Here is a 25,841-nt window from a genome sequence, read left to right as displayed (position 1 = left end):
GTGCTCGCGCTTGGCCTCGATCACCCGCGCCAAGGCCTCGGTGTACGTGTCCCGGAACTCCTCGCCCTCCAGGTCCTCGCGGGCCATGGTGTCCATGAGGGCGAGCGCGCCGTCGATCTCCTGCTCCGAGACCTCCACCTCCGGCGGCGCCAGCTCGGCGGGGTCACGGACCTCGTCGGGCCAGCGCATCAGCTGGAGGACCAGGACGTCGTCCTTGACTCGCAGGATTCCCAGGCGCTCGCGGCCGTGCCAGGCCCACTTCGCCACCGCCACCCGCGACGACCGGCCCAGCGCCTTGACCAGCAGCTTGTACGGTTTCGCCGCGACCTGACCGTCCGGGGCGAGGTAGTAGCCCTCCCCCAGGCGGACCGGGTCGATCGAGTCGAGCGGCACGAAGGCGTCGATCTCCACCGCCTTCGCGGTCGGCAGGGGCAGGTTCGACAGTTCGGCGTCGCTGATCGGGATGACCTGGTCCTTCGACCACTCATATCCCTTGCCGATCTCCCCCTGGCCGACCTCGCGGTCCTCCAGCTCGCACACCTTGCGGTTGCGGACCCGGCCCATGTCCGCAAGGTGGTACTGGTGGAAGTGGATACTGCGGTCCTCCGTCGCGCTCTGGACATGGATCGGCACCGTGACCAGGCCGAACGAGATAGCGCCGGACCAGATCGTTCGAGGCATCAGGACACCCTCCACCGCCACCAGGCCCCGAGCCACCTTCAGGCTACGAGAACCGCCCCACCACGGCATCCGGCCGTGGGCCGTCTGCCAGGTCGGCGCCCCGCGGCCTACGGATGGGGCGGCAGCCGGCCGGCGCCGATCTGGCGTGCGCAACCGGGACCGGGCACAGGCGTCGCCGGCGTCGTCCGGCGGGCGTGAGGTCACCGTCCTCCAGGCCAGTGGCGTCTCAGTCGCCGGGCGGGTGAGGCCGGGGGCGGGAACGCGACGTGGAGGTTGCGCGGGTTCCTGGCGCGCGTGTCCGCCCCGCCCCCGACTGCACCACACCTACCCCGAATTCCCTTCCGGACCCCTTCGCCCGACGCGGCCGCCCGGCAATCCGCCGGACAAGCCGGCAGGGCCCGGCCGATTCTCGGCCGGGCCCTGCCCGGGGGGATGTGTGTGCGGTGTCAGGTCACCATCGGTACCAGCGGCCGCGACCGCCGCCCGCGTTGGTGGAACGCATCACGAAGCCGAGCAGCCACACCACCAGAACGATCAGCGCCACCCACCACAGGATCTTCAGGGCGAAGCCCGCGCCGAAAAGGATGAGCGCGAGAAGCAGGACAAGCAAAAGGGGAACCATGGTTATCGACCTCCTGGCCCCTCGATTGCCCTGCATTGCTGTGCGCATTCCTCGCTGACGCCTTTTTTTGTGGCCGGAAAGCCGGGGCACGAGAGCGGCCACCGCAACAGCGAGCGGAGACTTCGAGGAGGCTGTCTTTCATGAGTGCCGGCGAGAAGGCCAAGGCGAAGACCGAGCAGGCCAAGGGCAAGGCCAAGGAGGCCGCGGGCAGCGCCCTCGGCAACGACCGCATGGCCGCCGAGGGACAGGCCGACAAGAGCACCGGCGACGCCCGCGAAGCCAAGGAGAAGGCCAAGGACGTCTTCAAGCACTGACCCCGGCCCTCAAGTTCAGGGGGTTCCGCACGAGGAGAGTGGGTGTCCGCCCGACGCCGGGCGGACACCCACTCTCCTCTGTTACCACCGGTCAGGTGATTCCCGGTCTCCGCGAAATGGCTGTTCGGGCGCCGACGGCCATCACGGTTTGTGCGGAAGCCCGGGCAGCCCGTGTCACGTCGGCACGGGGAAGAGCCTGATCATCGCCACGGCCGCCCGAGACCATGGACGCACCCGGCGAAGACCACAACACTCAAGAGGCAGACACCGAAGACGGACGCCGTCGGCCGGAACCCCTGTCAGCGGGCGAGGGTCACGGTGATGGGGGCATCGGGGCACCGGCTGAGCTGATCGGCCAGCACGTCGTGCTCGGTGGCGTCGACGGTCAGGCCCCAGCGGGTCTTGTCGGCGACCCAGTCCGCGACGTACTGGCAGCGGTAACCGGCCGCCGGGGGCAGCCACGTGGCCGGGTCCTGGTCCGCCTTCGACCGGTTCGACGCCGCCGACACCGCGATCAGAGCCCGCGCATCCCCGAGATCGTTGGCGTAGGCCTCACGCTCGGCGGCGGTCCATGCGTAGGCGCCGGAGTCCCACGCCTCGGCGAGCGGGACCAGGTGGTCGATGTCCAGACCGGACGGGCCGTCGATGTACCGGTCGTCATAGGCCGAGTACCACTGGCCGCCCGACAGGGCGCAGCGCGGGACCTGTTCGGGAGCGATGACCGCTTCGGCCTTGAGGACTTCGGCGCGGGTGTTGCAGCCGTCCTTGTCCGCGTCGACCCAGTGCTTGAACTTGGAGCGTTCGTAGCCGGTGCGGTCCTCGACACGGACGGGCAGCCGGCCGAGCGCGTCGCGCACGGCCAGAGTCACCGTCTCCCCCGCCGCCCGCACTTCGGAGCGCACGGCGGTGGCCGCAGTGACGGTTGCCGCGGTGGCGGTGGCGGTGTGGGCCGTGAACGGGAGGAGCAGAGCGGCGAAGGCGGCGGCCGCGGCGCGAGGCAGGTGCATGGGGCGGGGGTCCCTTCGAAGATCCCGGACATCTGGGGTCTTCGTAGCGGCCCACCCGCACAACACGCCCGGGAATGAGCGGCGTTGTCACCCGCGGGGACGGTAAGTCACATCACCACGCACCGGCCTGTCGCCCACCCTCGCCACAATGGTCTGCCGGAGTAGGCCGTGACGGGCGGAGGGCGCGGTGGCCCGCCACCTGGTGCGCCGGAGCCCGGCCGAGGCACACGGAAGGCCTCCCTGGCGCCGTGCGCCCCGCCGCCGGAGTGAATCCGCACGCGACCGCGGCCCGCCGGAGCCGGCGAGCCCGTACCTGTGGAGGCGTGATCCGATCTGTGATGCGTGCCGGGGCCGTCGCGGCTCTGGCCTTCCTGCCCCTGTCCGCGCCCGCCTCTGCCACCGCCGACGGCGGGCAGAACCTGGCCCGTGCCCGGATCTACTGCCCCAGTGGACACGTCTGCATCTACCCGGAGATCAACTTCGGCGGGCAGCCCTGGGTGCGGCGGGCCGTGGACGGCGGGGTGAAGGACCTGCCCTCCGCGATCCGCGACCGCGGCAGCTCGATCCGCAACAACTCCGACCGCACCGCCCGCGTCTACGAGAAACGCAACTACGCCGGCCGATGGGTGTGCGTCACCCGCAGCGGCGGCTCCATCCACGACCTGCGCGGCTACAACCTCAACGACCAGACCCGCAGCCTGAAGATCAACCGCAACGACTGCGGATAGCGCAGCACCGAATGCCGGGAGGAGGCAGGGAGCAGCACCTCTTCTCCTGCCCCCTGCCTCCTCCCGGTCCAGCCGGCCGCCAGCGCACTCGGCGGCCGGCCCGTTCACCCCACGCTCCAGGCCTGGCTCAGCCGGGCGGTGCCGGACGGCGTCTGGTCAGTGGTGGCGGTGGCCCCAGAAGCGGGAGTCGACGAAGCGGTGGTGTTCGTTGCGCAGCGTCGCCGTGTCGAAGCTGTTGTTCCACACGTAGGCGCGGCGGTCCTGGTAGAGGTCGTGGCGGGCGTCGCGGCCGGTGCCGGTGTGGACGCGGACGGTGGAACGCCCGTCGAGGCGGTAGTGGTGGAAGGTGTAGGTGTGGCCATCCTGGTCCGACAGCGTCCAGCCATTGAGGTTCACCGTCTTGCGGGTGGTGTTGGTGATCTCCACCCACTCGGCGTTCAGGGAGCGGGTGGAGCGGTCGTCACGCCCCGGGGAGTCGGCCTGCACCCGGCTGATCTGAACACTCGGCCTCGGCGCGCGGTGGTCGGCCGCGGACGCCGGTACAGCGACGGAAGCGGTGACAGCGGCAGCGGTGAGCGCGGCCGCGGTCAGGCCGCGGACAGCGGTGGAAACGGTCACGAGGATCCCCCTCATCGTGCAAGCACAGCCCGGCTCGCGGGCCCTGGGGACTCGCGCGGGCGGGGTGTGCGGTGTGCTGATACGGGACCGGCCGACCCCGCGATCACCACCGTGCCCGCCACCCGGCAACCATGCGGATGAAACGTGAACCGTGTTACAGGATGCCCATATCCCCGCGACTCTCAGATGCATCGTCCATCTACGCAGTGAATGCACCAGGTTCACGCTCTGCCAGGGCGAGACTCGGGCGGGGCACGGCCCAACTCGCGGGAACGCCAGCCCCCCGCCACCTCGGCCGCATCCGGGCCGCCACCCGAAAGTGGGTAACAGCCGGGCGGCCATCGCGTCCTCCTGCCGACGGCCTCGGGCACGCGACGACCCCGCCTCTGATGTACCGGAGGCGGGGTCTGTTTGGAGCGCCGGGCACGCCTTACACCTGTGTCTTCCCCCGGCAGGCGGTTTCGTCGCCGTCTGCCACCTGCTGCGCGACATCAGTCGGCCCGGTCGTCGCATCTCTCTGGAGATGCCCCGGCGTCCGCCGCGAGCTCAGCCGTGAAGAAACACTTCACGCAGGGGTGAGCCATGGAGTGATGAGACCGTCGAACTCCTCATCGGAGATGTGGACGGTTCCCCAACCGAACCTCTCCCATGCCTGCGCGCGCTGTAGGACCGGCAGTGGTATGCCGAAGGCGAGACGGAAGCAGGTGATGAAAGAGATGGCGCCGAACCCTGAACCCAATTTCTCCTTGGCGAGCAGGGCGATTTCTACAGCACCCTTTCCGTCGACGTGAGCCGCCTTCAGCTCGTCGACGACAATGTCCAACTCGTTCATTTCGTGCTCGACTTTCCGGTGAGAGGTCTCACAGTGTTGGGGTGGCTAGCGGAAGGTTACGCCGACGTTCGTGTACTGCCCCGGCAACCCTCTGAGCTCCGTTATCTCCACTCTGGAGAACCCTGCCCGCAAGGCCATCTTCCCTGTGAACGTTCCTAGTGCCGCCTCCTCAAGCTGCGCGCCACCTCGAACGGCTGCGTTGAAGGAGTCCAAATTATCGCTGAGCGAACCACCATCCTGCCAGTATCCCTTGATGCCCTTCACCTGGTCACCGAAATAGGCAAGCGCGGCGTTTACCATCTCTCCGCCTCTGGGCGTGTCTTTGCCCGTCTCGATAGCGAAGCCGAAGAGCCCGTCCTGGTCCAGGTCGGCCACGATGCCGCTCCCGCTCGGATAGACGTCTGTGTAGACGGGGCAGTCGACGTTGTGGACCAGTACAGGAGTCCGGCCCGCGAGCACGTAGAAGGTGTGAAGGTCGGCGACACTCAGGTCCCACACCCGCTGCGAGGCGGGTGCCAGACGGATGTCGATAACCTTGTCCATGGCACCGGTCGGAGCCCGAAGCGAGTCTGTTGCGCGCAGGCTGGATGCCTGTATCCAGCCACGGCCCGGGACGTACATCCGGTGCCCCGGTGTGGTGAGTATCCGTCCGCCGTCGGCAAAGGTGATCTGCAGAAGCTGGCGCGCTGAATGGGAGTACGTCGCCGTGACCGGTGCGGAGTTGTTCGTCCCGGCGGCCAGATCAGCGGCCAGCACTCGGTCGCCGACGCCGACCGAGTCGATCGGCTTGGACACGCCATTGGCCAGCAGCACGCGCGTGCCGGCAGGGAAGCTGTCCTTCAGGCAGAGCCCGCGCAGTCTCTGAAAAAGGGTCTTGCGGATACCGGCGACGGCGTCTTCCGACAGCTTCAGCGCGCGCAGCCCCCTCCACGCGGACGTGAATTCGATGCCGGTCCGGGCAGCTGCGTCAGCTGCTCTGACGGCGTCCGCGATGGGCTGGAGGATCTTGCCCGCAAACAAGGAGAGGACGTCTAGGGATGCCCACGCGCACCCGCTCCAGCTGCCGCTCTCACCGCCGGGGGCGAACTTCTGGGCGCACTTGATCCAACTACCGAAGAGAATGTCGATCGGGTCGACGTTCTCCTGCCATTCGGCAATCGTGATGTTGTGCGTGACCTGCTCGTAAAGAACGTCCGTTTTGACTGTTTTTAGATACTGTGTGGCGCTGGTGGGGCACATCAGCAACTGGGGATCGATGCCCTCGGCACTGCACAGGTAGAGATCGACGACGGCCCTGTAGGGGAGCTTCGCTGTGATGGTGCAATCGCCCTTGTAGGCGAGCTTGCTGATCCAGCTGTCGCACGCGCTCGTCTTGTCCACGATCTGCGGATCGCCGACCTGCTCGATGTGGTCGATGACGAGGAACGTGTTGCCGATTGAGCCGCCGTTGCCGTCGGGGACGGTGCCGGTCTTGATCTGCTGGGCTTTTTGCGCCCGCTCGGCCCTGTCGGCCGCGTCCTGGGCCTCCTTGGCGTATTGGGCGGCGTCCTTCGCCGCCTGTTCGGCCTCGGTCGCCGCTGCGTCAGCGCGGGTGGCCGCGTCGCGGGCGCCCTTGGCGGCCTGTTCGGCCTCGGTCGCCGCCGCGCGTGCGGCTTCGGCGTCCAGGGCCGCCTGGTCGGCGGAGTCGCGGGCGTCCTTGGCGTAGCCTTCGGCGCGGCCGGCTGCCGCGTCGGCTGCGGCGGCGTCTTCTGTGGCCTGTTTGTCGTACGCGACTGTGCGGGTCACCGATGTGGCGGCTTTGGCCGCGGTGTCGGCGGCGTCGGCCGCGTAGCCTAGGGCCTCGTCGGCGTAGGTGCGGGCGTCGGCCGCGTACTTGGTGGCGCCCGCGGCGTGCTGGTAGGCCTCCTTCGTGTCGCCCTGGGCCTGGTCGGCCAGGGACTTCGCGGCGTCGGCCTGGGCCTTGGCGTTCTTGGCGTGGGCGTCGGCGACCGCCTTCTGCTGCTCGGCGATCGTCTTGGAGCCCTGAGCTGTCAGGACGATGAGCCCTGCCGCGGAGTCGGTGGTGACGTAGGGGGAACCGAGCTGGATGGCGTCGTTGGCCGGGTCGGCCACCTGGGTGGCGGCGTGGCCGGCGTCCACGGCGGCCTGGGCCGTCACGTGGGCGAAGCCGGCCGCTTTCGCCGCAGCCGCCCGCGCCGTGTCGGCCTCCTTGCGCGCCTGGTCCGCCTGGGACTTGGAGTCCCTGGCGCGCGCTTCGGCCTTGTCGGCCAGCTCGACGGCCGTCTTGGCCTCGGCGGCGGCGTCCTGGGAGGCCTTGAGGGCGTTGGCGGCGGCGCTGGTCGCCGTCTTCACCGCGGCGTCCGCCTTCAGCTTCGCGGCCTGCGCCGCGTCCGCGTCGGAGCGGGAGCGCTTGGCCGCGGCCTCGGCGCGGGTGGCCGCCGCGTCCGCGTCCGCCGCCGCCTGGGTCGCCGCGTCCGCTTCCGAGCGGGCCTTGACCGCGGCGGCCTCGGCGTCGTTCGCGTGCTGGTCGGCGTCGTTCGCCGCGGCGCGTGCGGCGTCCGCCGCGTCACCGGCTTCCAGAGAGTCGGCGTAGGCGGCCTTCGCGTCGGCCTTGGCGCGCGCCGCGTTGGCCTTCTGCTCGGCGTCCCATGCGTCGTCCCGCTTGGCCTTGGCGTCGTCGCCGGCCTTGGTCGCCGCGTCGCGCTTGCTCTCTGCGGTCGCTTCGGCGGCTTTGGCCTTGTCCTCGGCGTCCTTGGCGGCGGCAGCCTGCGTCTCGGCGTTGTTCTTGTGCTGCTGCGCCTCCGCCTGCTTGGCGGCGGCGTTCTCCTTCTCCGCCTTGGCTGTCTTCTCCTCGGCCTCGGCGGCGAGCCGCTTGGCGTGTGCGTCGGCGGCGGCCGCCTTCGCGTCCGCCTCTGCCTGCACCGCGACGGCGAGCTCGGCCTCGGCGGTCTCCTTGTCCTTCTTGGCGTTGTCCCGGTGGATCTTCGCCGCGTCCGCGGCGGCCTTGGCCTGCAACTCGGCGGCCTCGGCGGCCTTCTTGCGGAACTCCGCCTTGGACTGCGCCGCCTGCGCCAGCGCCCGCTGCGCGATGGTCGCGCTGTCACCGGCCGAGGCACGGGTCGCGGCCTCCGCGGTCTCACCCGCCTTCGCCATCGCTTGCAGAGCCGCTGCCGCGCCCTGGGTGATCTGAGCCTTCTGCTGCCCGACCAGCAGGCCACGGCCACGCGGTGCGCCATTGGTGTCGGCGATGGCGTAGGCGGCCTTCTCGGCGGTGTCCGAGGCGGTCACGGCCTTCTGGGCGATGGTGAGTTGCTGCTTGAGGGCCGCGAGCTTCTGTACGGCCGACTGCCGGGCCTGAGTGATGCCGTTCGCGGCCTTGGTGAATTGGGCCTGCGTCGGGTAGCCCGGCCTGTCGGTGCCATGGTGTCCTTGAGCGACGGCACGGAACTTCTGCGGGTCGGTGCCGTTGCAGCCCCACAGCCACGAGTTGTAGCCGTTCTCGTACGTGTGCAGGTCCAGGCACTTGTCGGTGGCGACGTTGCGCAGTTCACCGGCGGCGCGGACGTTGAACTTCCACTGTTGCGGCGCAGTCTGGTTACACGTCCAGATCTGGATCTTCGTGCCGTTGGCCGCGTTGCCCGCGTTGACGTCGAGGCACTTGTTCGACTTGATGTTCCGCAGCGAGTAGCTGTCTTGGTCCCGCGGGATGATCTCCCACTTCTGGGCGTCGGAGCTGTTGCAGGTGTAGATCTGCACCGGCACGCCGTCGCCCGTCCCGCCGCCCTCGACGTCGAGACACATGCCCTTGGCCGCCTCGACCTGGATGACCACCGGCGAGGTGTCGATCCACCCGACGCCGCCGGGGCTCCAGTAGTCCTGCCAGCGGGTCAGGTGGTCGGCGGTCCAGGACTGGCCGAGCAGCTGCCCCAGTGCGGTGGCGCCGGCCTGGAGCGCCTTGACGGCGTCACGGTTGGCGTTCAGGATCTGGTTGCGCTGCGCGGCCTGGGAGGCGATCTCCTGCTGCCACTCCGCGGTCGCGGTGGCCACCTCCTTGCCCAGCACCTTGCGCGGGTCGAGCGGGGTGTGCCAAGCGCAGGACGCGAAGCGGGACTTCAGGTCCTCCACCGCGATGCGGTACTCGGGACTGTCCGGCTCGGCCGCGGCGCGAGGGAAACCACCGGAGGACAGGAACAGCCGGGCGTCGTCCGCGCCGATCGACTTGTCGAACTCCGTCAGCCGGCTCCACGCCTGGTACTCGGCGTAGTCGGCCCCGGAGACGCCGGAGTCGCCGTAGAGGGGCGTGCCGACCGTCTTGACCGCATTGAACGTGGCAGCGTCGGCCTCAGCCGTCGGGTCCTTGTAGAAGTCGCCCTCGTCCCGCCACCACTGGGCCCCGGACCAGGCCGGCAGACCGGTCATGCCGAAGAAGTCGTCCTTGCCGTCGGACAGCCCCGGCGGCCACGCGAACCCGACGTTGGAGAAGCCGCCGGGAGTCTCCAGCCCACTGATCATCCAGGACTGGACCTCCTGGCTCTGCGCCTGTCCCGCCTCGTGAATGAGATCCCGGTCCTGATCGAACGCCGTCGACAGCGGCGTCTGCTCCCAGTAGTCCTGGTTCGCCACCATGTGCAGCTGATCCGGGGACTGGTTCAGCGCGTTCTGAGCGATGCCCGACATGGTGGGCCCGCCCAGCCGCAGCACACTGGCCATCAGGCACTGGTCCTGCCGCAGCGCCTCCGCGGCGGTGGCATCGAACCCGTCATAGCTGTCGGCCACGGGCGCGGCGTCCGGGGCCGACCGGCTGGACATCTCCGGCCTGGAGGCCTGAGGCGCCAGGAGGGCGAGAGCTATGAGGCCTGGCAGGAAGCGTGCGAAGTGGCGTGGTCTTCGGCGTGCCTGCGCGAGACCGCCTGGTCTGGTCTTCAAGAAGAAAGCCCCTGTTCGCGAACAAGCGGACGGGGCACTCGTCCGACGTGTCCGAACGGCACAGGCGCAAGACGACGCGTCACGGCCCCCCGACCGCACGGATACTGGCGTCCGGGACGCATAGGCAGGCCCGTCGAACGCGGCCGACACCATAAGCAGCCCGAACGGGCACGCAACAAGATCACGCCCCCCGGTATGGCCGAGAACAGCAGCACCGGACATGTGTGCGAACAGGCCGGAATCTGTGCGGCAACTATGGAGACGCGCGGGTCGCAAGGAGCCGGAGCTGTCCGTGGAGTTGGCCGGATGGAGACGGAGGATGACTCGGCGAGCCGACGACGAAACCCAAGCCGGCGTTACGCCCTCTTGCCCGACTCACGAATGCATCGCCCATCAATGCGGTGAATGCACCAGCTTGACGCCCTGCACGGCGAGACCGCGCGCGGGGCACAGACCAACACGTCGGAACCGCCAGCCCTCGCCGCCCCGGCCACATCCGGGCCGCCACCTGGAAGCGGTAACAGCCGGCGGCCACACCGCCCCGCCGCCTTGGGACCCGGGCACGCGAAGACCCCGCCTCCGATGTCGGAGGCGGGGTCTGTGTGGAGCGCCGGGCAGGCCTTGCACCTGCATCTCCCCGCAGGAAGCGGGACGTCTTTCCTTGGACCACCAACGCGCAACCAGGTCGCCGGACTTCCCGGCGGCCAGCTCAAGATCAACAATAGCGCACGTGTTCGTAGGCACTCTCCGCCGTCTTCAGGATTGCGGCTTCAGCACCAAGGAGACGGCCCTGATCATGGGCATCACCGAGGCGACCGTCCGGCCCATCCGCCGTACCGCCAAACACCGGCTGGCCACAGCCATGGGCTACCGCACCGACCACATCCCCGAGACCGACAAGGAGTGACCTGCCCGTGAGCAGCCCGCGCAGCATCGACGAGGCCCTGGCCCGCGCCCGCGTCTTCAACGGCCAATACACCACCGAGGACCTGGACAGTGCGCGCCGCAACATCGCCTGCCGCCTCCACGAGCTGCGCTGGCTACGGTTTCTTGACGCCGCTTCGCCGCGCGGTTCCCGGGCGCCCGAGCCGCCTGCTGCGCTGCACGAGCAGGCGGCGCTCGACCTGCGCCTGGTGTGCCGCGGCACCGTGCATCACCACGGTGCCGCCGGACGCATCACCGACTTCGAAACCGACCGGGACCCCGACGGCGCCCTTCCCTTCGCGTGCCTGCTCTACCTCGCCGACCGGGCAGAAGGGGCCCGGTTCTGGTGGCACTACGCCGCCGGCGCCGGGAACGTCACCGCCGCCCTGTGCATCTACCTCCTGCATCTCCATCACGGAGACGTGCGGGACGCCCAGCACTGGGCCTCCCAGATCGACCTTCTCAACGACCAAGGGTGGGACAGCTACACGCCGGTGGCGCATCAAGCCCACGCCGGACACCGCGAAGCCCCGCCCGGCCCCAGTGTCCGCTACCGCCTTCCGGCCCCCTGCCCGACCGTCTCAGCACACGCGCTGAAAGACGCCGTCGACAATCTGCACACGCCGCACAACGCCGATCTCGGTCCAGTCCCCCAACCCATCCCAGCCCTGGCCAGCCACTGGGCGGGCCTCGTCACCTCATAGACGCCAGCCGAAGCAAACGCTCGTTTCCTCGTGACGCTCTGGCTGCCAGCCGGCGATGTCGCGCAGCAGGCTGCCCCACGGGCCGCCGACCAGGGCGGCATAGGCCCAGTGCGGGAGCAGGCCGGGGTTGGGGTCGCGGCCACCCCCTCTGTTCTTCGCCGCCTGCGCCCGCTTGATCACCTCGCGCTGCGCCCTACCGGACCGCGATTTCGGCTGGTTCCGGCGTCCAACCAGGCGGAGACGGGGCCGTCAGGACAGATGCTCCAGCTGGAGAACACCCGTTTCCCGCCCCGCCCGGAAAACGAGGCCGTACGTTCGGGCGAACCGGTTGGCCTCCGCCACTGAACCTCCCACCGAGCGCAGGTAGAGGGCGTAGGCCACCGACTCGATCTGCTCCGCGGTCAAGAACAGCGACCAGCGGTTGCCGGAGCGGTCGAACGCCGCGCCGCGTACCCGTTGCGCCAGGCCGTCAGCCGGCCGAACACGCAGCCGCTCACCGACCTGCACATATCGGCGCACCGCGTCCATCTCCGCCGGGCGAAGCTCGACCAGCTGCTCGCCGTCCGCGGGGCCGTCAGGGTTCGGTTCGGGGGCCTGGCCGGCGTCCGTGTAGGTGAGTACGTCGTGGCCGACAGCAGACAGCCGTGCCGCCCACCGGACAGGCCGGCCCTCGCGTGCGGAAAGCTCCGCGCGCATCTCCCGGTCGGCCAGCTCGACCAGCCCCTGCCCGGCCGCCGCGCCCACCGCCTGCTGGAGATTCGGCATCAGGTCGCCCAACAGCACCCAGCCCCACCGGGCCTCCCGCTCCCTCTCCCGCACTGCCCGCAGCGCGTCGATCCAAGCCTTCCGCTCCCGCACAGCCCACCCCCGCCTTTGCTTCTCCGACGCCTCCGCTGAACCGACGTTAGAAGCCGAACCCTGCTCGGCGCGTGGAAACACCGCAAAGACCACCGGCCCGGTGTGCACCTCACGACCGAGGTGCGCGGCCCGGCTCCCCGACAGCCCTACCGCGTCCTCGGCAATGGGCTCCATCTCAAGAACACGGCCGCTACAGCTGTGGTAGACGTGGTGCCGCGCACTCGCACTGAGGGAGGCCGCCGCTCACGGGCAGCAAGGCCGCCAGCGCGGCGCACTCGCCAGGGCCGACGTCCATGAGAGGCCGCCACGGCGCAACAGCCGCTCGGCGCGCGCCTCCGAGGCGGCCCGCTCCTGCGGTGCTAACCCGCCCGGTACTGCCGTTCCTACACCACTCGCCCGGGCGCCGGCGATGGGCACGTCAGGAGGCGCGGGGAAAAACGGCGGCAGGCCCGATGACGCCGGGCCCAAACTTGTCGCGGATGCGGTCCACGGCCTCTTCGGCGACCAGACGGGCTTCGCGGGCATGGTCGAGGCTGATCTGCTGGGCCACCTGGCCGGCGTCGACGGGGTCCCCGCCCTTCAACGTGATGCCGGTAAGGCGGCCGCGCTGCAGTCCGGCCGCGTCCATCAGCTGGTAAGCGATGGTCCGCAGGTCTTCGTCGTGGCCGGACGCTTCGGGCAGGCGGCGGGTCTTCTCCCACGTGGCGCCGCCGGCGAACCGCAGCGTCAGGGTCAGGGATCGGGCGGCCTGGCCGCGGCGGCGCAGCAGTCGGCCGAGCTGGACGACGAGGTCGAGGAGGGCGGCGCGGACGGCGGCGCCGTCCAGGGTGTGCTGGGTGAAGGCGTGGCGGACGCTGGCGGCCGGGGGCAGGGCGCGGGGGACGACCGGGCGGGGGTCGGTGCCGCGGGCGCGGTCGGCGGCCAGGCGTCCGGCTCTGCCTCCGAGGAGGCGTTGCACGGTGGCGGTGGGGACGGCGGCGAGCAGGCCGACGGTGTGGATGCCGTAGTCGTGCAGGGCTTCGGCCTGGCGCGGGCCGATCCCGTGCAGGGCCTCGACCGGCAGCGGCGCGAGCCACGCGTGGGCCTGGTCGGGGTCGACCGTGAGGACGCCGCCGGGCGGGGAGACCTGGGCGGAGGCGGTGGCGGCGACCGTGACGGTGGGGCCGATGCCGACCCGCACGTCGACCCCGAGACGAGACAGAGTGCGGATCCGCAGCACCTCCCCCAGCCTGCAGGCGTCCGTGCCGTGATAGCGCAGGGCGCCCTTCAGCTCCACCAGGGCCGCCGTCGGTGGCAGCGCCTGCACCACCGGGGACAGGTCCGCCAGCTGTTCCAGCACCTGGCGGTAGGTCTCCTCGGGCAGGCGGTCCGGGCAGCGCACATGCATCACCGTCGACGCTCCGCGCGCCGGTCCTGTCTCTACTGCCATCACGACCACCACCTCCCCCACTACGTTATCGAACAGAAAATCGAACACGCGAGATGAGGCCCAAGGTGGCACCGTTCGCCAGATAGGTGCTCAGAGCCTCAGAAAGGCCACGCGGACCTCCGGACGCTCTGGCCTTTCTGAGTACGAGACTGAGTAGGGCGACGGTGCCGTCGGCCTGGGTGACGGTGTTCGGATGGCTTCATGACACTGACTCCCTCCGCGGCTCCCGCGGCGTCCGCTTTCCGCCGCCGGTTCAGGGGCCTGGGGCTGTCCGTTGCCGGGGCCGTGGTGGTGTTCCTGCTCGCGGGGTCCGTCACTGGCTGCACCGCCATGGCCGGTGGTCCCGTCCGTTCCGAGGCGCAGTTTCTGCAGCACGTACGCGACACGCAGGCCGCCGGCGAGGACACGGTTCTCTTCCTGGGCTCGGATCCGGAGTCCGCGTTCCTGAGAAAGTCAACGGCCAGCTCATCCTGCGTGGACGACCTCGGTTTCGACGGGGATGGCACCTACCGGCATCAGCCGTCCGTCTCCTGGGCCCCGGATTTCAAGGGCGGCGACGCCGGGTACCGTGCGGCGGTCGCCAACCTTCGCAGGCAGTGGTCCGAGCGGGGCTGGAAGGTGACGACGGAGCCGGGGACCGACCCGGTCACCGGCAGAGCGACCGGCTTGCAAGAGATCCACACGACCGACGACCACGGCGTCGCGCTGTCGCTGGGCCCCGGCCGGCGTGCCGGCGAGGGACTGGTCGTCGCCGACGGCGGCTGCGTCCGCCACGACGGCTACTGGGACGCCTACGCCTGGAGCAGCTCCTGATGGGCCCGACCGCTCCGGTGACGTGTACACCGCTCTTCTCGCCGACGGTGTCCTGCGCGCCCGCTGGTGACCCCATCCGCACAGGGCGGACAGCCGGTGCTGTGCATAGAAGTCGTCCACCCAGGCCAAGCGTCGCGCTCAGCCACAGTTGATCGGGCAGCCGGATCACAGCTGCTTGTCATGGGCGCAGTTGCCCGCCCGGCCTGGAGCACCTGCGGGCGCGCCATGTGGCCGGCTCGCGCCGACCGCAAGATCGCCACCCTGCGCACACGGCAGGCCGAGGAAGACCACGCCCGCCGACTCCGGCCGCAACCGCTGGAGTGGATCGTCGGACTCTCGCCCCAGGGTCAGTTCTCCGAAGGAACCCGGGCGGCGATCTCCTTGGCCAGCCTGTCGGCCTCCTCCGACAGCGGCCCACCCTCAGCAGAGACCGTCACCAGCAGCCGCAGAAGATCATGCGCCTCCTCGAGAGTGAGCACGGCCAGCCGCTGCCCGGTGGTCCGCACCGGCGCGAAGTCCAGCTCCTGGAGCGCGAAGAGGTCGTCGTCTTCCATGACCGGGCAACGTACCCGGACCACCTACGGTCACGCACACGTCAGCCCCACGACGGCACGAACCCCTCCCGGCGAAGCGACCGGGAAGGGAGCACACTCGGCGACCGCGCCGCACCGGGGCACCGATGCCCGCCCGGAGGCTGTTTCCCACCGACGAACGACGATCAAAGCGCCTCAGCAGCCCCGCCGACCCCTGCCACGTCTGCACGGCCACCAGATCCCAGAGCACGGCGCCGGCCCTGAGGAGCTACGGGCTGGGGCCCGAGCACTCCACGGGTGCGCAGCTCGTCCAGGTCGGGGAGACGGATCTGCGGCAGGGCGGCGATGAGGTCGGCCTGAGCGGCGCTGATGGTGTGAGTGGGAGCTCCGGGGCCGGTGCCCAGGGAACGGCGGGCAGTCACGGTGATCATGGTAGGGGCAGCGGTTCTGCATGGGGGAGCTGATCGCCATCTCGGCTGCCCCCGGTTTCCGCGGTGGACAGCAGCGTCGCCTCGCCGGTGGGCGGTCATGGGTTTCCCGGTCGGTCGGCGGGTGCAGGCTCTCGGCCGCCGGGGCGGAGGCACTGCACGCAGGAGTTCCCACAGCGGGCGTGATCCCGCGGCCCATTGGCCGAGGACGCGTCCGGCTCGGACAGCGGGCGGCGGCATCACAGGCGAATAACGCGGTGAGCCCGTCTACCGGACAGCAGTGCGGACAGCAGCGCACCGGCGAGTGACTTTGTTCACCAGAACGGGTTCTGGCACGACTTCCGTGAAGCGGTCACGACTAGTGATCAGAGGGTGTTTCGAGTGCTTGGAGGATCTGTCGCACTTCCTGGCGCCACTGGTCGGCGTCGGCGCTGTCCACCCAGCCGGTTGCCATTTCAGATCCGTCCTGGAGAACCCGGTGCAGTGCGAGTCTCGCCGACGCCCGAAGGGAGGCCGGGAGTGCGGGCAGCGGTTGCCTGGGGCCGTCATCGGGGTCAATCACGATGGGGCTGTCCGGGAGGGTGCTGGCGACGAGGGCGCCAGCGGCAATGGCTTCGGCCCCGTCTCCGCCATCGACGCGTTCTCCCGAGTCGGTGACTCGGTGGAATGCCCGCTCCAGCACGTCAATGACCTGCTGGTGGGTGAGCCCCTCAAGTCCATCGACGAAGTCTGCGGCGAGGTCGCTGTCGAACGGGCCGGTTCCCCACGTTCCCATGCATGGCTCCTGATATGGCTGTCTCGGACGAAGACATGGTTCCAGGAGCCACTGACATCGGTCACGGTGCGAGGAGAACCCGCTTGCGGAGCAGTGCGAAGCCGGCGCGACCGAACATCTGTCGCTTGAGCATCTTGATCCGGTTGACGTGTCCTTCGACGACGCCGGAGTTCCAGGGCAGGGTCAGGCCGGCGATGACTGCGTTGCGGTCTCGGTCGATGCCAGCCGCGAGAGTGTGGAGGCTGGGAAGGTCGTCCTGGCGGACGGCGTCGAGCCACTGCGGAAGTCGTTCCCCCTGCCGCTCGGTGAGCATGTGGGCGAAGGACCGGACGTGACCGGTCAGGGCGTCGAGTTCAGGGCAGTTGGCAAGGACGGCCTTCAGCCGGAGCTGCTCGATCTCGGTCAGCGTCTCGGGTCGGCTGAGGATCCATCTCGTCACCACGCGGGGTGCCGGCGGTTGCGCGGTGACCGGCCGTGGCGAGGTGCGCTTCTCTCGCAGGTAGGCGCTGACCCGGCCGTAGCTGCCCCGATAGCCCAAGGGAACGATCTCCTCCCAGAGCTTCCAGGCGTTGGTGCAGCCCTCGTCCCAACGTTCGTCCAGGTAGGGCTTGTACTCGTCGAGAACGGAGGTCCTGTTGTGCTGCCACTGGCCGCAAAAGAGGTCTTCCGGCTTCGCAGCGTCGGCGAGGCTTTTGACGGTGCGGTGGGTCATGTTCAGCTGACGCCCGATGGAGCGGCGGCTGTGGCCGGCTTCCAGTAGCGCGTGGACCGTGGCGTGCCTGGCTCGGACACGGTTGGCGAACCGCTCACTCCGCCATGGAGAGTCCGCCTTCTCCCCTGGCGGCGCCGGTTCGTCGGCCTTCCCCTCGCGATCGGGGACCAGGACGCGAAGGCAATGGCGGTGGCGGGCGACAGCCCGCTCAGCGGCCTCCCCGAGGTTGTGCCACAGATGCCAGCGGTCGGCGACCTGCGTCGCCTGGGGTGCCCCGGCTGTGGCGCCTTCCGCGAAAAACGGCGCGCGGTCCCGGCAGACGATCTCGATCCCCGGTCGCTTCTCCAGCCATGCGGCCAGGCTGGACGCCTCCCGGTCAGGCAGCAGATCCACCGGCCGACGGGTTTCGACGTCGACGAGCACCGTGCCGTAGACCCGTCCTTTGCGCGTGGCGTACTCATCAACACCAACCACCCGCGGGGCCGGGACTTCGGGTTCGGGCAATCCATCGAGCAGCCGCAACACCGCGCTGCGGCTGATGGACACCCCGAAGGCCCGTGCCATCCGGGCGCCAGCCCGGCCGGCGAGGGCGAGACCTACCGCGGCGAGAGTCGACCGCAACCGCTCCGTCCACCTGCTGTGCCGCCGGGTCAGTCCCGGCATCTGCTCAGCGAACGTCCGCCGAGCACACGAAGAATCCGGACAGAAGAACCGCCGAACTCGCAGTTGTAGAACCACCAGACGTCCCCCACTCGGCACGTCCGCAGGAAACCGCAGGTAAGAGCTGTGCACCCGGGACGACTCGCTCCCACAGTCCGGGCATGCCGCCCCGGCCGCCGTACTGCAGACGTCGATGCGTAGCGCCTCGTGGCTCACGTCTAACGACAGCACGGACACGTCCGCGATGGACGGTAACAGCAGGCCCTCCAGACGGGGCGACATCTCTTCCACGACGCCGCACTGTCGACCACATCAAGATCGGCCCTGGTCATTTTCAGGCAACTTCCCGGGGCCTGACTGGAGCGTCAGCCGTCACTCAGCGTGCGCGCATCACGGAAAGCGAGCCAGAACCCGTTCTGGTGAACAAAGCCAGGCGAGCGCTCCTGGGACTGTAAGACGTTCGGTGTAACTCCCGATCATGGAAGATGCATCGATGACCAGTGAGAACGTGTCCGAGTCCAAGGCCGTGGAGCCCACCAAGGCTGCGTCGCCGAAGACCGTGGACGACCAGCTGATCGACCAGCTGGTGGGCCGCGCCCAGGCCGAGGGTCTGCAACTGACCGGCGAGGGCGGGCTGCTGCAGCAGCTGACCAAACGGCTGCTGGAGTCCGCCCTGGAGGGCGAGATCACCGACCACCTCGGCTATGACAAGCACGATCCGGCGGGCAAGAACGGCGGCAACTCCCGCAACGGCAAACGCTCCAAGACCGTGCTGACCGACGTGGGCCCGGTGGAGATAACCGTGCCCCGCGACCGCGACGGTTCCTTCGAACCGAAGATCGTCAAGAAGCGGCAGAAGCGCCTGACCGGCGTCGACGAGATGGTCATCTCACTCGCCGCGAAGGGCCTGACCACGGGCGAGGTCCAGGCCCACCTGGCCGAGGTCTATGGCGCCGAAGTCTCCCGCCAGACCATCTCCACCATCACCGACAAGGTCTTGGAGGGCATGGCCGAATGGCAGAGCCGCCCCCTCGACGCCGTCTACCCGGTGGTCTTCATCGACGCCATCCACGTGAAGATCCGCGACGGCGCGGTCGCCAACCGGCCCATCTATGTCGCCCTGGCCGTCACGGTCGAGGGCCGGCGGGAAATCCTCGGACTGTGGGCCGGTGACGGCGGCGAGGGCGCCAAGCACTGGCTGCACATCCTCACCGAGATCAGGAACCGCGGCGTCAGCGACGTGCTCATGCTGGTCTGCGACGGGCTCAAGGGCCTGCCCGAAGCGGTGGAGACCGTCTGGCCCCGGACGATCGTGCAGACCTGTGTCGTGCATCTGCTGCGGAACTCCTTCCGCTATGCCGCCCGCCAGGACTGGGACAAGATTGCCCGGCTTCTCAAGCCCGTCTACACGGCGCCGACCGAGGAGGCCGCCCTGGACCGGTTCGCCGAGTTCGCCGACGCCTGGGGCAGGAAGTATCCGGCGATCGTGAAGCTGTGGGAGAACGCCTGGGAGGAGTTCACCCCGTTCCTGCGGTTCGACACCGAGATCCGCCGCATCGTCTGCACGACGAACGCGATCGAATCGGTGAATGCGCGGATCCGACGGGCGGTCAAGGCCCGCGGGCACTTCCCCAACGAGCAGGCCGCCCTGAAGTGCGTCTACATGGCGATCATGTCCCTCGATCCCACCGGCAAGGGGCAGGCCCGCTGGACCATGCGCTGGAAGACCGCACTGAACGCCTTCGACATCACCTTCGACGGCCGCCTATCGGCGGCCCGTCAGTAACCTCACCTGCACCGATTACACCGCTCGTTTGACAGACCCGCGCTCCTGCAGCGCTCGCATACGTCAGTAGTGCTGCCCTCGGTAGACGCCGTCGGTGCCGGCGCCGCGGCTCCAGTCGCCGAAGCTCGTGTTGCCCAGCTCGAGGTTGGTGATGAAGGAGCCCGCTGCGGCGAGCGTGATCCTGAACGGGGCGTCGTCCTCGTCGGGCAGGTTGTTCACGGCCAGCAGCGGAAACTCCGGGGAGGTCAGGGTCTGTTCGTCGGCGATGAGGAGGAAGGGGCTGTCGGGCCAGTCCTCGTCGTCACGTGCGATCTGTGCCTGGAGCCGGCCGGGCGTGGAGCCGGTGTAGAGGGGGTTGTCGATGACGGTGAGCGACTCGTAGTGCTCCGAGCCGCCCTCGAGGGTTTGGAGCAGGCGCGCCCAGGATTCTGGCTGGCCGAAGGAGGTGCGGATCAGGAGTGGGCCGGCACTCTCCTCGATCGTGGGGGCGGCCGGCTGGGGTTCGGTGCCGGTGCGGTCGCCGGGGATGACCTGGATGAGGAAGCGGGGCTTTTTGCCGTCCGTCGAGCGGTCGGCGGCGTGGACGCGGACCAGGTAGGGGCCCGGTCCTGCGGTGGCGAGGTTCTCCTTGCGCACGGGTGTGTATCCGCTGTCGCACAGGGCGAGGAAGCCGGTCGAGGAGACCACGGTGGTCTCCTCGACCTCGTCCCAGCCGTCCTCGGCTCCGGGGTCTTCTCCGGCGTAGAGGGTGACGACGGGGTTCTCCAGGGTGCTGCCGGCGTCGATGTGCAGCCAGTCCTTCCCCGCCGACAGGAGTCCTCGGCCGTGCGGCTGGGGGCCGCCGGTGTCGGGGTCCGTGACGGTGAGGTCGCCCCACTCCTTCATCTTCAAGGGGCGGGTGCGGCCCTGCAGGTGGGGCCAGGTCGGGCGTGGCATGGAGATCCCCCGTCGTCTGTGCGGTGCCTGCCGGTCAGGTGGTGCCTGGGATCAGTGTGGCAGGCGCTGGTGCGGTGCCGGGTCTACTTGATGTGGACGTAGTAGGCGTCGCCGTTCAGGACGCGCTGGCTCTTGTAGAAGCCGCCGAGGCGGGCGCCGGCGCTGCGGTTGTCGCCGGCGGAGATGATGCGGGTGCTGCCGCGGCGGGGGTTGCCGCCTTCCTTGCTGGCGGCGAAGGGGTACTCGTCGCAGTCGTACTTCTGGGGGTTGGGGTTGTGGACCTTGGCGCACATGGCCTTGCGGTGGGCGGCGATGGTCTTGGCGTCGGTGATGCGGTGCAGGGGTGTGGAGGCGCCCGGGTGGCCGGTGATCTTGCGCTGGGCGTCGTAGATGTGGCTCGCGGACTGCTTCACCTGGGCGTCGGTGCGGGAGAGGGTGAAGGTGGGGGCGAAGGAGGGGAAGACGCAGCCGGGGTTCTTGGTGCGCTTGGTGGGGCCCCAGAACGTGTCGTCGCAGCGGTACTTGGCGGAGTTGTAGGTGAAGCCGCCGGGGGTGTAGCCGGGCTTGGTGAACGTGAACCGGTAGGAGGCCGGGCTGGTGAGCTGCTTCTTCTTCGCGACGCTCGCGGCGTAGCCGACGGTGCCCTTATGGGCGGGGCCGAGGGTGGAGCCCTGGGGGAACTTGACCGCGGTCTTGAAGCCCTTGCCGCCCCCGACCGACACGCTCATGCGGACGCCGCCGGCGTTGACGAGCGTGGCCTTGCCGACGGTGAAGCTCTCGCCCCACTTGAGCTTGCTGGTCTGCAAGGTCATGGAGTGTTTGATGTCGAAGGTCGCGGAGCCGACTGTCGGCGTACACGTGAACGTGCATAGCCGCGTACGGATGAACGTGCAGAGTTCTTGATGTGCTGAGCGCTGCGGTTCGGCACTCTGCTGCCTGTAGTTCGAGGTCGCAGAAAGGGGTGGCCCGTGGTCCTGGATCCGGAACGCTGGCTGGAACTGCGGCGCTTTCGCGGCCTGGTCGAGTCCGGAGCCATGAGCCTGTCGGAGGTCGCCAAGGAGACCGGTCTCAACTGGCGAACGGTCAGCAAATACTTGTCCGCCGACGGGCCCGTGTCGCCGCCACGCCGGTCGCCGAACGGGCGGTCGCGGACGAGGGTGATCGACGAGTTTGCGCCGCTGGTCGACTCGATGCTGCGGGCGGAGATCCTGATGAAGGCCGCGGTGATCCACGAGCGGCTCGCAGGCGAGTACGGCTTCACCGGCAACTACCAGCGGACCAAGCTCTACGTTCAGGAAGCCCGCCCGAGGATCGCCGAGGAACTCGGCATCTCGCCGAAGGAACTGGCGGGCATGCACCGCCGCTTCGAAGTGATCCCGGGCGCCCAGGCTCAGGTGGACTGGGGCGACGAGGGCAAGATCCTCGCCCACATGGGCATCGCGAAGGTCTACTCCTTCCACATGACGCTGTCGTACTCCCGCGACCCGTTCTGCTGCTTCACCACCGGTCAGGATCTGCAGACCTTCTTCGACTGCCACCGCCGGGCGTTTGCCCATTTCGGCGGGGTGCCGATGACGATCGTTTACGACCGGACCAAGACCGTCGTGCGCCGGCACGTCGCCCCGGGCGAGGCGGTCCCGCTGCACCCGGAGGCGGTCGGCTTCGCCGGCCACTACGACTTCGACATCGACGTGCTGGCCGCCTACCGGCCCACCGGCAAGGGCCGCGTCGAATGCCAAGTGCTGATCGTCCGCGACCACGTCCTGTCCGGCCGGGCCTTTTCCTCCGTGGAGGAGATGGACGCCGCCTTCGCCGCCTGGGTGCCGCAGCGGCGGGCCCAGATCCACAAGACGCACCGGGAGGTCATCGGCGAGCGGGCGGCCCGCGACCACGCCGCTCTCAAGCCGCTGCCGCCGACCCCGTATCTGGTGGCCGAGCGGCATCTGCGGCCGGTCGGCAAGGACTGCCTGGTCGCCTTCGGCGGCAACCTCTACTCGGTGCCCGCCCGCAAGGTCCGCCCCCGGCAGCTGGTCGAGGTCCGGTCCACAAAGTCGCAGGTCATGCTGCACTCCACCGCCCCAGACGCCGGCGGCGAGACGCTGCTGGCCACACACCCCCGCGCGGTCGGCCGCGGTGTCCGCGTCGTCGAGGAGATGCACTGGGACGGCCTGCCCACCGGCAAGGGCCGCCGCACCACCACCGGCGATGTCCCACCCCAGCCCCGCCGCGAACAGCCGCTGGGCGAGGAAGCCGGACCGCTCCAGGCCCTGCTGAACCGGGCCGCGGCAACCCGCGTCGAGGTCGGCCGCCGTCCGCTGTCGGTCTATGACGAGCTGACCGGCACCCGCCCCTTCACCACCCACCCGAGCACGAGGGAAACGTCTTGAGCGAGCTGGTCAGCACCCGCATCCGCACCACGGCCGGCAAGCTCGGCCTGCCCCACCTCACCGAAACCATCAACGAGTACATCCGGCGGGCCGACGAAGGAAAGATGGGCTACCTCGACTTCCTCGACCTGGTGCTGTCCGAGGAACTCGCCGTCCGCGACGACCGCCGCTTCCGCCAGGGCCTGCGGCTCTCCCGACTCCCACACCACAAAACGATCGACGAGTACGACTTCGCCTTCCAGCCCGACCTCGACCCTCGCAAGGTCAAGGACCTGGCCACCCTGTCCTTCGTGGAAGCCAAGGCCAACGCCGCCCTGCTGGGCCCGCCCGGGGTCGGCAAGACGCACATCGCCGTCGCTCTCGCGGTCGCGGCCTGCCGGGCCGGCTACTCGATCTACTTCACCAGCCTCGACGACATGGTCCGCAACCTCAAAGCAGCCGAAGCCGCGGGCCGACTCCTCAACAAACTCGGCACCTACCTGCGGCCCAGCGTCCTTGTCGTCGATGAGGTCGGCTACCAGCCCCTCGAACGCGCCGAGGCGAACCTGGTCTTCCAGGTCATCTCGAAGCGTTACGAGAAAGGCTCGATCATCCTGACCTCGAACAAAACGTTCAGCGAATGGGGACAGGTGTTCGGCGATGAAGTCCTCGCCACCGCCATCCTCGACCGCCTCCTCCACCACTGCGAGGTCATCTCCATCAACGGCCCCAGCTACCGGCTGAAGAACCGCCTCAAGGCCATCGAGCGAGAAACCGACGTGGCCTGACCCGGCTCCGGTTCCTACCCAGGCTCCTCGCCCGGCGGGATGAAGGCGTCGGCGCCATCAGCATCCTCGACATGCCCGTGGGCGTCGACCGTGATGGCCGTCGCCCGCCCCTGCGACGTGATGAGCCAGGCAAGCACCTGTTCCGTCAGCGGTGTTCCTCCTGGACCCTCATCGTTCCAGTGCACCCGCCACCCTCCACCAGGCACCGCGGCCACGACCTGCTCGGCCCGCTCCAGATGAGAGAAGTCTTCGTAGTCCGTCACCGGGCGCAGGGCACCACGCTTGGGATCGACGACCAATGCAGTCCCAGTCGCCTGGTCCCAGCCTTCTACGCGCACCATGCGACCGATCTCGGTGTCAGTGCCGTTGAAGATGGCAGTCCAGCCGGTCTGATTGAAGTAACGAAGAGACACCGCCCCATCATCTCTAACCACGAGGCAAGCCCTTCGAGCGGCCGCTTGCTCTGCACGTTCATCCGTACCTGGCTCTGCACATAAGCGAGTACGCCGACACCGACCGGCTTGCCGTTCTGCAGCAGGTTGACCCGGGCGCCGATGTCCATGCACATACTCGTGCGGGTGATCGTGATGGTGTTCAGGCGGCAGCTCGCCGCCGCCGCGGTGGAGACGAACGCGGTCTTCACCGGAGCGGCCTGCGTGACCGTGATGCTGTACTTGACTGGCGCGGCCTGCGCGCCGGCCGCACTGATACCGGCGCCGGTCACAAGGAGCGCGGTGAGAGCTGTTCCGATGGCCACGTTCCGTGGCGCGCTGGTCCGCATGAGCATGTCCCCTCGTTGACGAAGAACGGCACCGGGTCAGGGCAGCCGTCCGTGCGGCGGACACACTAAGCGCACCAACGCCCCCATGTTCACGCTTTGTTGGTGATGTGCGCGTTTTTGGACAGGCTGAGGCTCTGCCTCCGCATATGGCGGTAAAGGACTGCTTCGTGCACCAGTCCGGAAAGAACTGCCCCACAGGTCCGACAGACACCACCGAGGAGCAATGCTCAGATCCTGTGGATCGGCCACGGGAGGACGTACCTTCCCGGGCGATTGATCGATAGGTCACCGAGCAAGACCGACGTTCGCGGCGTCGGTCGGGAAGGCACCTTCATGCTCACCGCAGTCAATGAAGACGGCGCCACGCGAGATGGGTCGTCGCTGCTGGACGAGATCGTCCGGGAGGGCGCCCGCAGGATGCTGGCCGCCGCGCTGGAAGCCGAGGTCAACGCATACATCGCCGAGGTGGCCGACCAGCGGGACGAGAACGGGCGGCGGCTGGTAGTGCGCAACGGCTATCACCAGCCGAGGAAGGTCACCACCGCGGCCGGGAGCGTGGAGGTGAAGGCCCCGCGGGTGAACGACAAGCGCACCGACCTCGAGACGGGCGAACGCAGGCGGTTCTCCTCGGCGATCCTGCCGCCTTGGGCCCGGAAGTCCCCGAAGATCAGCGAGGTGTTGCCGCTGCTCTACCTGCATGGGTTGTCGTCTGGGGACTTCGCGCCCGCACTGGAGCAGTTTCTCGGCAGTTCGGCCGGGCTGTCGCCGGCCACGGTCACGCGGCTGACGGCCCAATGGCAGGCCGACCACGCTGCCTTCATGGACCGCGATCTGTCGGCCACGGACTATGTGTACGTGTGGGCCGACGGCATTCACCTGCGCATACGCCTGGAGGAGGCCAAGGCTGCCGTGCTGGTGGTGATGGGGGTGCGGGCGGATGGCACCAAGGAGCTGATCACGCTGGCCGACGGATATCGCGAGTCGACGGAGGCGTGGGCGGGCCTGCTACGCGACTGTGCCCGCCGGGGGATGCGCGCCCCGGTGCTGGCCGTCGGGGACGGCGCGCTCGGCTTCTGGAAGGCCCTGGCCGAGGTGTTCCCCGACACTCGCGAACAAAGATGCTGGGTTCACAAAACCGCAAATGTTCTCGATTCCCTGCCGAAGTCGGCCCAGCCCGCGGCCAAGCGCGCCATCCAGGACATCTACAACGCCGAGAACAAGGAGCAGGCCCGCAAAGCTGTCGCCATATTCGCCAAGCAGTACAACGCGAAGTACCCCAAGGCGGTCAAGAAGATCGTGGACGATGAGGACGAGCTGCTGGCGTTCTACGACTTCCCCGCCGAGCACTGGATTCATCTGCGGACTACGAATCCCATCGAGTCGACGTTCGCCACCGTGCGGCTGCGGACCAAGGTGACGAAGGGTGCCGGCAGCCGGGCCGCCGGGCTGGCGATGGTTTTCAAGCTGGTCGAGTCAGCCCAGGCCCGCTGGCGGGCTGTGAACGCACCCCACCTCGTCGCTCTGGTCCGTGCCGGGGCGCGCTTCGAACGCGGCCACCTCGTCGAACGCCCCGAGACCCTCTCGGCGTGAGCAGCCTCAGCCGATCCGCAGAAGCCGGGA

24 protein-coding genes are annotated in these 25,841 nt (G+C 69.0%); 10 read left to right on the top strand and 14 right to left on the bottom strand.

From position 1 onward, the window contains the following. A partial coding sequence (locus tag AB0N63_RS32855; RefSeq protein ID WP_365534941.1) for a Ku protein occupies positions 1 to 681 on the bottom strand: 681 nt, incomplete at its 3' end. Between the two features lie 451 nt (positions 682 to 1,132). Beyond that, entirely contained in the window at positions 1,133 to 1,303 is a 171-nt protein-coding gene (locus AB0N63_RS32850) for a hypothetical protein (protein WP_027758556.1), read from the bottom strand. A 140-nt stretch (positions 1,304 to 1,443) separates the two neighbouring features. On the opposite strand from AB0N63_RS32850, the gene AB0N63_RS32845 reads away from it, so the two are divergent. Further along, positions 1,444 to 1,617: a CsbD family protein gene (locus tag AB0N63_RS32845; RefSeq protein WP_365529526.1), complete on the top strand. Its 174-nt coding sequence runs from the start codon at positions 1,444 to 1,446 to the stop codon at positions 1,615 to 1,617. A gap of 299 nt (positions 1,618 to 1,916) precedes the next feature. Here the strand turns inward: AB0N63_RS32845 and AB0N63_RS32840 are convergent, their stop codons facing one another. After that, complete coding sequence (locus tag AB0N63_RS32840; RefSeq protein WP_365534940.1) at positions 1,917 to 2,624, bottom strand: HNH endonuclease family protein; 708 nt, start codon at positions 2,622 to 2,624, stop codon at positions 1,917 to 1,919. A gap of 323 nt (positions 2,625 to 2,947) precedes the next feature. On the opposite strand from AB0N63_RS32840, the gene AB0N63_RS32835 reads away from it, so the two are divergent. Then, entirely contained in the window at positions 2,948 to 3,352 is a 405-nt protein-coding gene (locus AB0N63_RS32835) for a peptidase inhibitor family I36 protein (protein ID WP_365534938.1), read from the top strand. Between the two features lie 156 nt (positions 3,353 to 3,508). On the opposite strand, the gene AB0N63_RS32830 is transcribed toward AB0N63_RS32835, so the two are convergent. From AB0N63_RS32830 to AB0N63_RS32820, 3 genes are all read right to left on the bottom strand, one after another. After that, on the bottom strand, positions 3,509 to 3,985 hold the full coding sequence (locus tag AB0N63_RS32830; RefSeq protein WP_365534935.1) for a lamin tail domain-containing protein: 477 nt from the start codon (positions 3,983 to 3,985) through the stop codon (positions 3,509 to 3,511). 550 nt (positions 3,986 to 4,535) lie between these two features. Next, a complete protein-coding gene (locus AB0N63_RS32825; protein WP_365534933.1) occupies positions 4,536 to 4,802 on the bottom strand; it encodes a hypothetical protein in 267 nt (88 codons plus the stop codon). A 45-nt stretch (positions 4,803 to 4,847) separates the two neighbouring features. Next, positions 4,848 to 9,578: an RICIN domain-containing protein gene (locus AB0N63_RS32820; protein WP_365534932.1), complete on the bottom strand. Its 4,731-nt coding sequence runs from the start codon at positions 9,576 to 9,578 to the stop codon at positions 4,848 to 4,850. 880 nt (positions 9,579 to 10,458) lie between these two features. Between AB0N63_RS32820 and AB0N63_RS32815 the strand changes: the two genes are divergently transcribed. Together AB0N63_RS32815 and AB0N63_RS32810 are read left to right on the top strand one after the other, a co-directional pair. Beyond that, the gene (locus AB0N63_RS32815) at positions 10,459 to 10,635 is read left to right on the top strand and encodes a hypothetical protein (protein WP_365534930.1); all 177 of its coding nucleotides are present in this window, start codon (positions 10,459 to 10,461) and stop codon (positions 10,633 to 10,635) included. A gap of 7 nt (positions 10,636 to 10,642) precedes the next feature. Next, positions 10,643 to 11,356 (top strand): hypothetical protein, encoded by a 714-nt coding sequence (locus tag AB0N63_RS32810; RefSeq protein ID WP_365534928.1) that lies wholly within the window; start codon positions 10,643 to 10,645, stop codon positions 11,354 to 11,356. A gap of 249 nt (positions 11,357 to 11,605) precedes the next feature. Here the strand turns inward: AB0N63_RS32810 and AB0N63_RS32805 are convergent, their stop codons facing one another. Both AB0N63_RS32805 and AB0N63_RS32800 read right to left on the bottom strand, forming a co-directional pair. Then, complete coding sequence (locus tag AB0N63_RS32805) at positions 11,606 to 12,388, bottom strand: DUF6417 family protein (RefSeq protein ID WP_365534927.1); 783 nt, start codon at positions 12,386 to 12,388, stop codon at positions 11,606 to 11,608. 244 nt (positions 12,389 to 12,632) lie between these two features. After that, positions 12,633 to 13,643, bottom strand: a complete 1,011-nt coding sequence (locus AB0N63_RS32800; protein WP_365534925.1) for a hypothetical protein — start codon at positions 13,641 to 13,643, stop codon at positions 12,633 to 12,635. Positions 13,644 to 13,844: 201 nt separating this feature from the next. Between AB0N63_RS32800 and AB0N63_RS32795 the strand changes: the two genes are divergently transcribed. Next, complete coding sequence (locus tag AB0N63_RS32795; RefSeq protein ID WP_365534922.1) at positions 13,845 to 14,456, top strand: hypothetical protein; 612 nt, start codon at positions 13,845 to 13,847, stop codon at positions 14,454 to 14,456. A 347-nt stretch (positions 14,457 to 14,803) separates the two neighbouring features. On the opposite strand, the gene AB0N63_RS32790 is transcribed toward AB0N63_RS32795, so the two are convergent. The 3 genes from AB0N63_RS32790 to AB0N63_RS32780 all read right to left on the bottom strand — a co-directional run bounded on the left by AB0N63_RS32790 (position 14,804) and on the right by AB0N63_RS32780 (position 17,846). Further along, positions 14,804 to 15,010, bottom strand: coding sequence for a DUF6417 family protein (locus AB0N63_RS32790; RefSeq protein WP_365534920.1), 207 nt, complete (start codon positions 15,008 to 15,010; stop codon positions 14,804 to 14,806). 765 nt (positions 15,011 to 15,775) lie between these two features. Beyond that, on the bottom strand, positions 15,776 to 16,192 hold the full coding sequence (locus AB0N63_RS32785) for a DUF4259 domain-containing protein (RefSeq protein ID WP_322502040.1): 417 nt from the start codon (positions 16,190 to 16,192) through the stop codon (positions 15,776 to 15,778). A gap of 61 nt (positions 16,193 to 16,253) precedes the next feature. Then, positions 16,254 to 17,846 (bottom strand): ISL3 family transposase, encoded by a 1,593-nt coding sequence (locus AB0N63_RS32780; protein WP_365534945.1) that lies wholly within the window; start codon positions 17,844 to 17,846, stop codon positions 16,254 to 16,256. Positions 17,847 to 18,057: 211 nt separating this feature from the next. Between AB0N63_RS32780 and AB0N63_RS32775 the strand changes: the two genes are divergently transcribed. Next, entirely contained in the window at positions 18,058 to 19,350 is a 1,293-nt protein-coding gene (locus AB0N63_RS32775; RefSeq protein ID WP_365534917.1) for an IS256 family transposase, read from the top strand. Between the two features lie 63 nt (positions 19,351 to 19,413). Here the strand turns inward: AB0N63_RS32775 and AB0N63_RS32770 are convergent, their stop codons facing one another. Together AB0N63_RS32770 and AB0N63_RS32765 are read right to left on the bottom strand one after the other, a co-directional pair. Further along, positions 19,414 to 20,286 (bottom strand): hypothetical protein, encoded by an 873-nt coding sequence (locus AB0N63_RS32770; RefSeq protein ID WP_365534915.1) that lies wholly within the window; start codon positions 20,284 to 20,286, stop codon positions 19,414 to 19,416. An 83-nt stretch (positions 20,287 to 20,369) separates the two neighbouring features. Beyond that, a complete protein-coding gene (locus tag AB0N63_RS32765; RefSeq protein ID WP_365534913.1) occupies positions 20,370 to 21,098 on the bottom strand; it encodes a NucA/NucB deoxyribonuclease domain-containing protein in 729 nt (242 codons plus the stop codon). A 156-nt stretch (positions 21,099 to 21,254) separates the two neighbouring features. Here AB0N63_RS32765 and istA point away from each other — a divergent pair, with 156 nt between their 5' ends. Together istA and istB are read left to right on the top strand one after the other, a co-directional pair. Next, entirely contained in the window at positions 21,255 to 22,673 is a 1,419-nt protein-coding gene (gene istA / locus AB0N63_RS32760) for an IS21 family transposase (RefSeq protein WP_365534911.1), read from the top strand. Then, entirely contained in the window at positions 22,670 to 23,440 is a 771-nt protein-coding gene (gene istB, locus AB0N63_RS32755) for an IS21-like element helper ATPase IstB (RefSeq protein WP_365534909.1), read from the top strand. The genes istA and istB overlap by 4 nt, the downstream gene beginning before the upstream one ends. A gap of 14 nt (positions 23,441 to 23,454) precedes the next feature. Here istB and AB0N63_RS32750 read toward each other — a convergent pair whose 3' ends face one another. After that, positions 23,455 to 23,853 carry a hypothetical protein gene (locus AB0N63_RS32750; protein ID WP_365534906.1) on the bottom strand — a complete coding sequence of 133 codons (399 nt, stop codon included), beginning with the start codon at positions 23,851 to 23,853 and terminating at the stop codon, positions 23,455 to 23,457. Positions 23,854 to 24,018: 165 nt separating this feature from the next. On the opposite strand from AB0N63_RS32750, the gene AB0N63_RS32745 reads away from it, so the two are divergent. Continuing rightward, entirely contained in the window at positions 24,019 to 24,240 is a 222-nt protein-coding gene (locus AB0N63_RS32745) for a hypothetical protein (RefSeq protein WP_365534903.1), read from the top strand. Positions 24,241 to 24,554: 314 nt separating this feature from the next. Beyond that, entirely contained in the window at positions 24,555 to 25,811 is a 1,257-nt protein-coding gene (locus AB0N63_RS32740; protein ID WP_365534901.1) for an IS256 family transposase, read from the top strand. Positions 25,812 to 25,841 lie beyond the last annotated feature (30 nt).

It is taken from the genome of Streptomyces sp. NPDC093260 (assembly GCF_040683715.1).
GTDB lineage: Bacteria > Actinomycetota > Actinomycetes > Streptomycetales > Streptomycetaceae > Streptomyces > Streptomyces sennicomposti.
The sequence above is the reverse complement of the archived record's forward strand: the minus strand, read 5'-3'. Positions and strand labels throughout refer to the sequence as shown.